The sequence below is a fragment of the Rhodopirellula sp. SH410 genome, from assembly GCF_055811895.1.
In genome coordinates this window covers 7654780-7667117 of record NZ_CM147949.1, presented here as the reverse complement: position 1 = coordinate 7667117, position 12338 = coordinate 7654780, and the positions used below count along the sequence as shown (strand labels likewise).

Annotated in this window: 10 protein-coding genes; 4 read left to right on the top strand and 6 right to left on the bottom strand. The window is 58.6% G+C overall.

Annotation, left to right across the window (positions count from 1 at the left end; all coding sequences use genetic code 11):
• Positions 1-54 precede the first annotated feature (54 nt).
• Complete coding sequence (locus tag SH410x_RS28080) at positions 55-807, bottom strand: methyltransferase domain-containing protein (protein WP_473672884.1); 753 nt, start codon at positions 805-807, stop codon at positions 55-57.
• Positions 804-2213, bottom strand: coding sequence for a prolipoprotein diacylglyceryl transferase (locus tag SH410x_RS28075; protein ID WP_473672882.1), 1410 nt, complete (start codon positions 2211-2213; stop codon positions 804-806). The genes SH410x_RS28080 and SH410x_RS28075 overlap by 4 nt, the downstream gene beginning before the upstream one ends.
• Before the next feature lie 280 nt (positions 2214-2493).
• On the opposite strand from SH410x_RS28075, the gene SH410x_RS28070 reads away from it, so the two are divergent.
• The 3 genes from SH410x_RS28070 (at position 2494) to pyrE (ending at position 4680) form a co-directional block, all read left to right on the top strand.
• Positions 2494-2697 carry a hypothetical protein gene (locus tag SH410x_RS28070; protein WP_473672880.1) on the top strand — a complete coding sequence of 68 codons (204 nt, stop codon included), beginning with the start codon at positions 2494-2496 and terminating at the stop codon, positions 2695-2697.
• 115 nt (positions 2698-2812) lie between these two features.
• The gene (locus SH410x_RS28065) at positions 2813-3889 is read left to right on the top strand and encodes an Mrp/NBP35 family ATP-binding protein (RefSeq protein WP_473672878.1); all 1077 of its coding nucleotides are present in this window, start codon (positions 2813-2815) and stop codon (positions 3887-3889) included.
• A 215-nt stretch (positions 3890-4104) separates the two neighbouring features.
• Positions 4105-4680: an orotate phosphoribosyltransferase gene (pyrE, locus tag SH410x_RS28060; RefSeq protein ID WP_473672876.1), complete on the top strand. Its 576-nt coding sequence runs from the start codon at positions 4105-4107 to the stop codon at positions 4678-4680.
• Positions 4681-4904: 224 nt separating this feature from the next.
• Here pyrE and SH410x_RS28055 read toward each other — a convergent pair whose 3' ends face one another.
• Both SH410x_RS28055 and SH410x_RS28050 read right to left on the bottom strand, forming a co-directional pair.
• Positions 4905-6842, bottom strand: coding sequence for a serine/threonine-protein kinase (locus SH410x_RS28055; protein ID WP_473672874.1), 1938 nt, complete (start codon positions 6840-6842; stop codon positions 4905-4907).
• Complete coding sequence (locus SH410x_RS28050; protein ID WP_473672872.1) at positions 6839-8050, bottom strand: aldose 1-epimerase family protein; 1212 nt, start codon at positions 8048-8050, stop codon at positions 6839-6841. Before SH410x_RS28050 ends, SH410x_RS28055 begins: the two co-directional genes overlap by 4 nt.
• 229 nt (positions 8051-8279) lie before the next feature.
• Between SH410x_RS28050 and SH410x_RS28045 the strand changes: the two genes are divergently transcribed.
• Positions 8280-9530, top strand: a complete 1251-nt coding sequence (locus SH410x_RS28045; protein WP_473672868.1) for a hypothetical protein — start codon at positions 8280-8282, stop codon at positions 9528-9530.
• A gap of 150 nt (positions 9531-9680) precedes the next feature.
• On the opposite strand, the gene SH410x_RS28040 is transcribed toward SH410x_RS28045, so the two are convergent.
• Positions 9681-11033 (bottom strand): polysaccharide biosynthesis/export family protein, encoded by a 1353-nt coding sequence (locus SH410x_RS28040; protein WP_473672866.1) that lies wholly within the window; start codon positions 11031-11033, stop codon positions 9681-9683.
• Positions 11034-11085: 52 nt separating this feature from the next.
• Complete coding sequence (locus tag SH410x_RS28035; protein ID WP_473672864.1) at positions 11086-12204, bottom strand: hypothetical protein; 1119 nt, start codon at positions 12202-12204, stop codon at positions 11086-11088.
• Between the last annotated feature and the right edge of the window lie 134 nt (positions 12205-12338).

Here is a 12338-nt window from a genome sequence, read left to right as displayed (position 1 = left end):
CGCGTACCGCTATTCGGCCAATGCCATCCCGAGCAAGATCCGCTGCTGTGTCGTTCAAGTTCCCGCCACGGCGGCTCGGTAGCCGCGCACCGTTTCGGCTTCGCATTGTTGATCGAGCACGGCGAGAAAGCGGCAGGGCAGTGAGCGTTTGACGGGTGCCGAAAAGCGTAAGGCTTGGTGCAATAGCGTCGCGAACTCGTCTCGCGTGTAGGCGCCGCGGACGCTCGCTGAGGCATCGAAATGCACGACGTCGCTGCGGGTGACCAGGCGGGCCGCCGCAGCGATGAGGGCGAGGTTGGTGCGGGAGCGTTCCAGATCACAAATCACGATCGCCCGGTCGCTGACACGCCACATCTCTTGGATCAAGCGGGAGACTTCGGGCGGGTCGAGATGGTGCATGAACAGGGACGAGGTGACGACATCGAAGCCCGAGGGCAAACCGTCACGCAGGCAATCGCGGCACACTGTCCCGAGTTGGACGCCCGCGTCGCGGGCCGCCTCGGCGGCTGTGGTCATGGCCAGTTCACTGCGGTCGAGCGCTGTCACTGAGAGCGGTAGCTTGCGTTTGCCCGCCATCCGCAGCCAATCGATCGGCAGATCACCGCTGCCGCTGGCGACGTCGAGCACCCGGAGCGGCCGGCCAGCCGGCATGGTGGCAGCCAAGCGGGCGAGCTGCCGAAACAACGTGCGCGAGATGCCACTGAGCTGGTTGAGTCGTCGCAGACCCGCAAGCGCCGCCCGATGCCGATCTTCCGACAGGTCGGGGGCGTCCATCCATTCATTGACACGGCAGCGAGGAAACGTCATGGGGTTGGACTGTGCTCGAGGGGGGCGGGCGCAGCGGACGATGTGACGCGAAATTGGCGTAGGCGAAACGCCAACGCGATGATGCAAGCGATGATCACGACGATACTTACCCACTGCGAGATCGATAGCGACGTACCAAATTGTCCAGCCTCATCGACGCGGACCCATTCCAACACGATCCGCAACACCGCGTAGGCGATGAAGCCGCACAGCATCAAAACGCCGTCCAGGTGAATTCCGCTGATCCGTAGGATCCACTCGAGGATCAATAACAACACCAGCATGACCACCGCCATTGCCGAGCTGATGATCTGGGTTGCCCAAACCGGAGCCGCCCGTGCGGGCAACTGGTCGGGCGAAAATCGAGCCACCAATTCCCCGTCACTGACCACCGCCAACCCCGGCAATGCGTCTTCAGCGGGAATATCGGGCGGGGCCAATTTTGCAAAATCCGGATCGAGAATCAACGATACCGTTTGGCCCGGCTCGATGCTCCCTTGCGCCGCCAAGCTGTCGGGGGCCACCGACTCGACCAACCACTGCGTGCGCGCCCGACCGTGCGTTCCCGACGGCGGTTGGTTGTCGCCAACGGGTGTGGCGGTAATTCCGATCAGCTCACCGCTGAGTAGTTGGTCCGCGTAAACGCTGCTGCCAGGCGGGAATTCGGCAGACAATGCGTTGGGTTCGCACGCCCCTCCGTAGCAACATCCGTTCATCAGGCATCCGAGCCTTCCGAAGCACAGGCCAACAAAAATGCAGGGCACAATCACGTCACCGAGCTTCCACAGCGGCAGTCGCATGCGTGTGATCGCCCACGCCGAAGCGAGAAATCCGCCAATGAAGCCCCCATACACCACCAGCCCACCCTGGGTCATCGCGGCCATGGCGGTGAGTGTTTCGGGCCACGATTCTCGCAGGAAATCGTTGTGGTACTGCACAACATAGAAAATTCTCGCCCCCACCAGCCCACCGATGAATGTCCATGGTGCCAGTCGGAAAATGGAATCCGCTCCCAATCCAGCGCGGTCTGCCCGCCAGGCGGCGAGTGATACCGAGGACACCGCTGCCAGCATTAGGAACATGCCATAGCCCCGGATCGGCAGCCCGACCGGGTCGCCAGCGATGTTGGTTAGCTCCAGACGCGGCAAAACGAACACAATGATGGCCGCAAAAATGGCCCAAATTACCCCCTCTTGGGCGATCAACGTTTTCAATGATGGAGCCGCTGCGGGGCCCGCCGACATGCTCGTTTCCGTTTTCGCAGCGTTTAACGTGCGGTGTGGTCGAAGTTGCGCCCACGCCAATCGCACGATGATGTACAGGCCCAGAGCCGCGAGCAGCCATCCGACTCCGAAAAAAGGAATGCCTGCGATTTCATGGGGGATCAGGAAAAGCGTTCGACGCATGACGATGGTAGGGGCGAGGGAAGTGAAAATAAAAAAATTGTGGCCCGATTAACTAATCAGACCAATGTCGCAGGCCCGATAGGCCACGAATAGTCGAGTTTTCACTCCAGACGCTACAACCTGCCTCTAGGGGGACAAGAAAATTTAGCTAGACTGGCAATTTTGAGCAGGTTTGAGAAACTTTCGCCAGCCACAACTACACTGACGCTAGCGACTGACTATGCTATGTCGCTGACGGCCCCCATATTCTCTTCCATTTCGTTCTTCGAGGTCTCGATTCATGCCCAAGGCGCTTTGTCTGCTCAGCCTTGTGGCGTCGATTCTCCTGCTCGTGCTATTCGGAGCCGATCTGATCATGGGCTTTGCCGGGATGCAAGACGCCGCCCCCATGCAAGGGACCAGCATGTTAATGGACGTTGCCTACTTAGCCTTCGCCGGCGGTCTGGCCTACATGAGCTACTCGACCTATCGGGAACAAAGGTAAGAAGAGGGTTCAGGGTTCAGGAAGGACAGAGGGTTCAGAGTTTCGGGCCCAGACGCTAGAGTGGCAGCAGGCCCTTTCTGAACCCTGAACCCTTTAAATCTGAACCCTTCCTCTGATGTCTTCTTTGGCTGACTCCATTGGCGAAATGCTCGCCACCTATCCCGACCCCGAATCCGGCCGACCGCTCGGTCCCATGGGCCAGGTCCAAAAGATTGAGGTCGGTGACGACACGGTGTCCGTGCGAATTGGCATCACTTCGCATTGCCAACCGATCGCCGATGAGTTCGCCGACGCCGTCGCGGACAAAATTTTGACGATCGCACCGGGCATGAAGATCACGGTCGAAACGCCTGTGCATGAACGCCCGCCCGCTCGAATTGGCCAAATTGGATTGCGTGCCAAGAGCGTGATCCTGGTCGGCAGCGGCAAAGGCGGCGTGGGCAAGAGCACCGTCGCCGCCTCGCTCGCCCTGACGCTGCAGCGACTCGGTGCCAAGGTGGGACTGATGGACGCGGACGTCTATGGGCCGAGTATCCCGCATCTGCTCGGTTTGCAGGGACGCCCCTCCGTCTCGGAACAAAAGAAAATTGAGCCCATCCGGCTGGCCAATGCCTTGCCCGTGATGTCGATGGGGTTTTTGCTCGAGCCCGACCAAGCTGTGATTTGGCGAGGGCCAATGTTGCACGGTTCGATCCAGCAGTTTTTGAAGGACACCGAGTGGGGCGAATTGGATTATCTCGTCATTGATATGCCACCGGGCACGGGGGATATCGCCTTGACGCTCTCGCAAAACGTGCCGGTCGCGGGTGCTGTTGTGGTCTGCACGCCGCAAGAGGTGGCGTTGCTCGACGCGGTGAAGGCCATCAGCATGTTCCGCAAAGTCAACATTCCGATCGCGGGCATGGTTGAGAACATGAGTGGTTTCTTATGCCCGGATTGTGGCAAAACGTACGATATTTTTGGCAGTGGCGGGGCACGCGACAAAGCTGAGGAGCTTGGCGTCGCCTACCTCGGTGGATTGCCGATCGACATCACGCTGCGGATCGCGGGCGACGAGGGACGGCTCGCCGAAGTCATCGAGACCGACGAACGGGCTCGGGCTCCCTTTGAAAAGATCGCCCGCGCCCTCGTCCGTAATCTGGCCGCCGAGGCCGCCGCAGCCCCCCCCAAGGCATCGCTGCCGACGCTGTAACGGTTTGTCTCGCCCCTGATGCCGTTGTGCATTGCAGGCATCCCATTGCTCGCTCGGGAGAACGATCCCAAGCGATTCGGCTAGCAAAACCCGCCACCACAATACTGCACTGCGTGGCCCGCCGGGCTCCGCCCAGACTGCTACAATGTGGGGGAATCTGCTACAAAATTCTTCTTATTCCCGTCCACTCTCCCTCCATTTTGTGAATCTCGCCGATGTCTGCCGACGCCAGCTTAAAACCCTTGATCGACCTTATGCAGCGAGAGGCACTTCAGCGAGGTGAGTTCACGCTGGCCAGTGGCAAGACGGCGAGCTACTACCTCGATTGTCGCCGTGTGACGCTGCACCCCCAGGGTGCTGGCCTGGTCGGCAACGCGATGCTGAATTTCATCGGAAAACAGGGGACGGTCAGTGGCGACATGCCTGACGCGGTCGGCGGGATGGCGATCGGTGCCGATCCGATCACTGCCGCGATTGTTACGATTGCGGGCATTCAGGAAATCGACTTGTATGGATTCATGGTTCGCAAAGAAGCCAAAGGCCACGGCATGGGCCGCCAAGTCGAAGGGCCTGTCGAACCCGGCCAGAACGTGGTGATCGTCGAAGACGTGATCACCAGCGGTGGCAGTGCCATCCAGGCTGCCGAGGCGGCTCAAGCCTTCGGGCTCAATGTGATGTACGTCCTCGCCATCATCGATCGTTTGGCCGGGGGTGAAGCGGCTTTTGCTGCCAAGGGGCTGCAACTGCACTCGCTCTTAACCATTCGGGATTTCGGCATTGAACCAGAATGATCCGCTGCATGCCGTAAGGCACCAGGCGGCAAGCGCTTAGGAACGAGCGGGAAATTACTGTCTGATATTGTGGCTGAACGCTCCGCGGTCGACCATTCCGACCGCGGAGCGTTCGGCCACTTATTTTCCGCTCGTTCCCTAGTGATGGCGAGACAATGAAAACGGGTCACATTCAAGGTCGCAACTGTCGCCAGACGGTGGGCTCCACGTTCTGGCGAACGTAGCTACTCGACCGGTTCAGCGCTAGCTGCCGGAGCGGCCAGCATCGCAGCGGCCTGGTCGACGATGGGGCGAGCCCAGGCATCGTTCCCGTATAGCTCGATCAGCCCTCGCAACAACTTGGCTCGCTCCGTGGGGCTCATGTTTTCGCTGGCTTCGATTCGAGCCTGCAGCATTTTGACACGCCGGTCGGTTTTCAGGACAGACTTGTCATGGTCGTTGAGCCGTTGCTGTTCCTCCTGAACGAGTCGCGCTAAATGATCCATGTCGATCAACGAATCAGCCTGTTTGAGCTCTGGAGTCAGGTCCGCCTCCGCGGCTCCCTTTTCCTCAAACACATCCAACCAGGTTTGGAGGCGATCTTGCGCCATGGCAGGGGACGTCGTCCGCAGTTCCATTGCCTCGATAAACGTCTGCGCCGCCGGATCGAGGTTCTCAACGCCACCGACTTGCCGCGCTTGCCCGGACAAGCGTTTCAGGGTTCGTTCCAGGTCCGCCTGCTGTTTCCACCGCTGGACTTGGTCGGCATGTTCGTTCTCGGGGTAGTGCACTAAGAATCGATCAATCAGGGATTCGTTTAGGGTCAGTTCGTCCTCGTGAGCGGCGGTCTCGAGAGTGGCGAATATCGACTCCGCCGATGGAACGCGGGTCGCGCGGATGAACAGGTAAGCACCCCCGGCCAGAATCGCGAGCATGGCGGTATAGGACGCGACCTGTAACCAATGATGCGTGGGAGCGGAGGCGGAGTCGCCGCGGAAATGGATATCGTTCGCGTCACCGTGCTCGACGGTTTGAAAATTTGTCGAGGACTCCGACCGTGCCCCGGCTTGTTGATCTTGTGATGGGATCCCAGTGCCGGAAGTCGTCGCAAAGTCGGTCCCCGCTGTCGCCCGGTCATCGCCGTGGCTTAAAAAATCGTCGCTGAAGTCCGACGTCGACGACGTGGTACTGAATTTGATTTTCTCGCGTGCGTCATCAGGAACGCTGGCGGAATCGATCTCATCCGGCCGCAACCCGTTGGTCAGTTCGGATCGATCGAGATCAAATCGTGCATCCGTGCGGTCATCATTGGCGGGCCTATTTTGGGTCGCCTCGTTTTCCGCCGAAACCGTCTGGCCTCTCTGCAATCCGGCCCGGGTGGATTTGAGTCGTTTGTTGACGACGATCGCGGTGGGTGGGCGATCCTGCGGATCTTTCTCGAGCAGATCGTGAACGAGCTCAGCGACTTCGTGCGGAATATCAGGGTTGATCAAATCCAGCGGCACGGCCCGATCCCGCATGAGTGCGTCGATGACCAGAGTCACTTTTTTGCCGGCAAAGGGTGGTCGGCCGGCCATCATGGCGTACATCACACTGCCCAGCGAATACAAATCTGTCCGCGGCGTGATCGGCCCGCCACTGGCCTGTTCGGGGGCCATGTAGTCGGCTGTGCCGAGCACGGAACCGGCCAGCGTCTGGTCGCCATATCCAAACAGTCTAGCGATCCCAAAATCCACAATTTTGACTTCGTTCGAATCCGTCAGCAGTAAATTGGCTGGCTTCAGATCGCGATGGATCGCACCGATGTCATGAGCATGCTTGAGCGCCGAGGTGATCTGGATCGCGATATCGACTGCCGGTAGCCAATTCATACGTTTGACGTCGCGGATACGCTGTTGCAGGGTTTCGCCGCGAACCAGTTCCATTGCATAGAACAGTTGGCCTGATTCCTCGCCGTCTCCGATCAGGCGAACGATCCCGGGGTGTCGAAGGCAGCGGAGCGCTTTGATTTCGCGGTCAAAACGGCGACGAAAGTCTTGGTCGTCGGCGAGATGTTGCGAGATCAGCTTGACCGCGACCTGATCGCCCGAGGAAGCATGTGTCGCCTCGTACACGGAGCCCATTCCGCCCCGACCGAGGATTTTCCCCAGTTTATAGGGTCCGAGATATTCGAATTCACTCATGGCGAAGCTCCATGGTCTTCGGTCGACTCGCTCGCCCCGGCACTCCAATTGCTGCGTGGGGTCCGCGTCATGTTAACGGGCTGATCATTGCTAATCTTTCGAATGGCCTCTTCGGACTGCTGAACTGCGGCACGCGTTGTCAGCGGTGCCAATGTCACGCGGAACGATGCCGTTTCGCCGCCGCCCAGTTCGATGGTGCGTCCGTTGCTGTGTTCAAAACTTCGCGGGTTGGGGAAGTTGGTCGCCGGTTCGAGACCGCACACGTATCCGTCGCCCGTCTCCGCAGCATTTTTCCAGAGGATGAACCAAGGCAGTGTCGAGGTTTTAAACCGGACCTCCAATCCACGATTTCGCTCCGCGTCGGCGAGTAACGCGTGCGCGATGCCTGAATCGTCAGGCAATGGACGCGCAAAATAGGCGCGTTCCTGGTATCCCGAGGTTGGTGCTTCCATTCGGTTCCATTGATCGATCTGTTCGGCGGCGTGATCATCACGCGGTGCCAATTCATCAATCGCCATGCTCAGTGTCGCGTCTTTGCCGAGCACGGGCGGACCGACGTTAATATGATAGAGCAATTGCATCGATTTGGGTGTGGACAATTCATTGGTCACGTCATCGAGCAATTCCACTTCATCGCGATCCGCGTGAATACGCACCCGGGTACGCATTCGCCACCGTTTGGTGAACAAGCGGGCCTCGATCGTTTCGGCGACCAATTCCACGCGTCCGGATGCTTCATCAAATTCCACCGAAATCGCATCCGCGGGTGTGTTGGCAATGTGTCCGTGCAGCGGATAGACGAGCTGCCCGGACGAATTGTGCTCGGGGGCTCCATTGCTTTCGAGGCCACATCGAACCACGAGCTCATCAAATCCGGATAACCATCCCAGGCCGCTTGGCTCACCCAGGTCAACAAGGCTCGGGTGGACGGGCCCGACGACGGGCGATTGCCACTGATATCGGACGCCATTGGCCTGCATCCGCCAAATCGACATGCCGCGTGTCGGCAATACGTCGACGTGCATTCGCGAATTGGCCAAGCGAATGATCTCTACCCCCTCACTGACACCGCCGCGAAACACTCCGCGACGAATTGTCAGCTCTCCCACACGGGTTTCGATCGTCAGGTGCAGTGCGCTCGATTCATCCCATTCGATGCGATCTTCGCGGTCTTCGGTGGTTCGCAAGACGATAGATTCAGTCGGCATAACAAAAAAGGAAGGTTGAAAGGAAGAAAAATTTGCGGCAGTGGCGATATGCCAAGGATCAGTTGTCGATACTTCGCGGCCCCATGGTTTCTTGTAAAGGTCCCGCAACAAGCGTAAAACATCGGTTGCTGACGCGATCAACGACAATTACAGGGCCTAGAGCTCAACCGTGCCCAGCGTTCTTCCATCTTCCCACCTTTCCAGCCACTCCGTAAGCGGACCCACTTCGATGAGCAACGTGAAATTAGACGAAGGCCTCGTGCAAGGCGACAGTGTCACCAAGTTACTCGATTCAGCACTCGATGCGGGGGAGGGGCTCTTGCGATTGACACCCACGTGGGTCCCCCGCTCGTTTCTGCACCCAGGACGCCGCATCAAACTGCATCCCGGCGATTATTACCGGTTTGGCGCCGACCGAGGAGGTATCGACGAACGTTGGTTCGGTAGCACGACCGACGCCGCCAATGAGGGCCGCGTGTGGCACGAAGGTCAGAGCTTCTGTCTCTTCGAAGGCAAGAAGTTTATGCTCAAAGACGCCGTGGCCGAACGTGGGGCGGACCTCGTCGGTGAAGCGATTTTTAGTCAATACGATCGCTGGCCCGTCTATTCGAAATTCTTCGACAACATGGGGCCCATCCCGCACCACATGCACCAAACGTTTGAAGATGCTGAGCTCGTCGGTCGGGAAGGGAAACCGGAAAGTTATTATTTCCCGCCCCAGCTCAACAATGTCGACAACAACTTCGCCTACACATTCATGGGGCTCGAGCCAGGCACGCAGCCCGAAGACGTGCGGCGATGTCTCGAGAACTGGAACGCGGGCGACAACGGCATTCTCGACCTCAGTCGCGCCTATCGGCTCAAACGGGGGACAGGCTGGCTGATCCCGCCGGGTGTCCTGCATGCCCCCGGTTCGCTTTGCACGTACGAACCCCAGTGGGGCAGCGACGTGTTCGGTATGTACCAATCGATCGTTGAAGGACGGTACGTCCCGTGGTCGCTGTTGGTCAAAGACATGCCTGAGGAAAAGCACCAAGACCTCGACTTTATCGTCGGCCAATTGGACTGGGACAAGAACGTCGATACGCATTTCAAGAACAGCAATTACCTCGAACCGATCCGCGACGAGAAACGCAGCGGTGACGGTTACGAAGACTTGTGGATCGTTTATGGAACTGTCGATGGCAAACAGTGTTTCAGTGCCAAGGAACTGACGATCCAGCCCGGCGCCAAATGCACGCTGAAGGACGGTGCGACGAGTAGCTGGATTACCGTGCAGGGACGTGGGCGAATCGGTTCACTCGATCTCCAGACGCCTGCCATGATTCACTTTGGTGAGAACACGACCGACGAAGTCTTCATTTCCCACGTCGCGGCAACGCAGGGCGTGGAGATTGAAAACCTCGGCAGCGAACCGCTCGTCGGCCTGCGTTACTTTGGCCCCGACGCCCACACGGACCTGCCCAAGGCCGGTTCGTGAAATCGTAGCGCTGTGGGCCCGATCGCCCGCAAAGAGTGAATCGCCCCATCGGGCAAACAAAAAAAGCCGCAGGTTTCGCAACCTGCGGCTTTCGATTGGTGCTCTTGCGACCTCACAGGTCGTCAAGACGTTCGGCGATGGAATTCGCGATCAATTATTGTTGAACAACTGCCGAATTCCGTAGGTGAAGAAGGTCGCGAGACCGAAGTTCATGATCTCTTCCTCACACTTGTACTGCAGGACAAGTATGTCCCCAGGCTGGACCAATGGTCGGCTGCGAGGATCGTTGATGGCTTTGGCGAGATCGACTTCGATCGCAATTTGCCCTTTGCAAGGCGTCGTGCGAAGGATGTAGAGCATCCCTGGAGCGACAGCCATGCTTCGGAGGCCCCCCATTCCACCGCCGCCACCGCCACCGCCGCCAGCTTCGGCCCCGACGCCCTGCCCGGCCAGTGCCATCGCACCGAGCACATCGAGGTCGTAGTCTCGTGGTAGCAAATATTCCCCACCTCGCAACAATCCGCCGGTGTAGAAGATTTCCGTTTCGCGGCTTTCGATGTAGACGATATCGCCGTCTTGGAGCGTGATGTCCTCTTCGGTGATATTGGGAATCACGCCCGGACGTACCCGCAGTGGAATGCGGAGAATCGAAGGGTCATCGGGCATCTCAGGTGGGCAGTAACAGGGGTCGACCATCGCTGCCCGTTGGCTGGCCCAGTACTTGCGAAGGAAATCAGCCCGTTTGCGTTTATCCGCGTCGGACGCCCGCAATACCATGACTTCGTTCTTGGCAGTGAGTCCCGGCAATCCACCGGTTTCCACCAACGCGTGCAGGACGTCGTTTTTGTAAGCAGGTAGTTTTACCAATCCTCCCGAGGCTGAGCGATCGCTACCACCCCGAATGGTTTCGTCGCCACCTCGGCCTCCGCCTCCGATCGCATCTTCTCGCACCACGATCACGTCGAAAGTGCGTTCTTTGATCAGCGTGACGATCGGTCTCGCTTTCTCTTCACGCAAAATTTCGCTATCGATGTAGGACTGGCGAATCTTTTCGCGGACCTGCTCGAGAGTCAGCCCACTGACCTTGAGCGGTTCAATGAGCGGCAGTGCCAAGGTCCCATCGTCCTGGACCGCGATGGGATACCCGATCGATGGCGGCAGGGTGCTTTCCTCACCAGGAAAGTTTACGGGAGGTGGCTCAGGCGGCGAGTTGGGTGCATTGAATGGAAGCACACCCTCAATATAGACACCCAAGATGTCATCGGGGCCAATCTGATAATCGCGAGGCGGTTCGCGTGATAACATCGCGATGTCCACCGGAACCAAATCGTTTTTGGGAGGTGGAAAGAACTCCGGTGACAATCGATTGGCAGGGATCCCATTGATCGGCTGAGTCAAACTCGTGCAACCGGTCAAGGATGTGGCCACTGCGACAGCGAGACTGCACCCGATCGCCGAGCGAAAAAGCCGCCCGACTTGGGATTGAAAGACGTTGGTGTTCATCCTCGAACTCTCCAGAACTTGATGTGTGTTTTTCGGGTGCAGAACCGAGTTGTTAGCGGGATCCGCCGGCTTGCGTGCCAAAGATTTCTTCGATAACGGCGTCGATCTCCGCTTGGCTGGGCTCGCTCAAAACGCGCGGGGGCTCACTACCAGTGACGCGAGCAGGAACGTTTTTCGTTGCTATGGAAACCGGCGTGGTCTCACGCGGCACCAACTCGAGTCCATCATGTTGGGCCGGTGAACGGTCTGCCAACGGCGTGTTACGGCCGCTGGGGATCTCGTTCCAAAACTGCATTTCCGACGCGGTCGGTTGCGTTTGCGGCGACGCATCGGAATGCCCTCGAAGACTGAGGTCATCCGAAAGCGGAACAACTTTGACGTCGGCAGGTTTTCCTGCGTCGAATGCTCGATCAAGTTCGGAGCGTATCGGCGACGGAATCTCTTCAGGTTTTTCGATGGATCTTTCGGCAGGGGAAGGCACCAGATTGTCATCCACACCCGCTGGTCTTGGAGTGCGTGCACCAGCCCCCCGGTCTTCGATCATGACCCCGCCCGGGACGAGCGTTTCGCCCTCATCGAGTAAGATGCCCGGTGGTAAACCATCGGCGTTCGATTGCGGGATGGGGGCGGCTGCCGGGGTCGGCGAAGCCGTCCCGGTCATGTTGTTCGTCGGCTGAGGTGCCCCATTCAAACGAATCAAGTTGAAATTGCCGATGCCGTCTTGCTCGGCTGCCTTAGCACCGAGCGGGAATCCTTCGTACCATGCGTTGACGGCCGCTTGACCGGTACCGCTTTGGTAACGCCATCCCCAATACTCCGATGAGATCACGCTCGGCGTGCACCCGGCACCACCGTTGGCGACATTGATGTAGCCGGCGATAAAGCCGTTGCGGAAATCCTTGAGGTAGCAATGGCCGCGGTAGTTTGGCTTGATGCGAAACCACGCTTTGGTCGCCATCACTTGGTTGCGATGGCTGATCATGAAATCGTCAACACAATCGCAATGTTGGATTTTCTGTTGCAGACCACTCATGACCGAGCAGCCGGCAAAACCTGTTGTCGTGATGCCAAGTACGATTCCGAGAGCACACCGCTTCCAATGTTGGCGGCTCGCACTGATCGTGGCTTGGACGGCGGCGGGTTCGGATGTCGAATTGTTCAGTTTGGGCATCATTGCCAGTTCCCCTCGCGGTGGATTGGTCGACTCCGCGTGTCAGTCACGCGAAACGTCTCCTGCCACCATCTCGCCCCCCATAGGCTGCAACGGCGTTCAGAATTGAGAACCTGACTCTTGGCGGTTGTGCC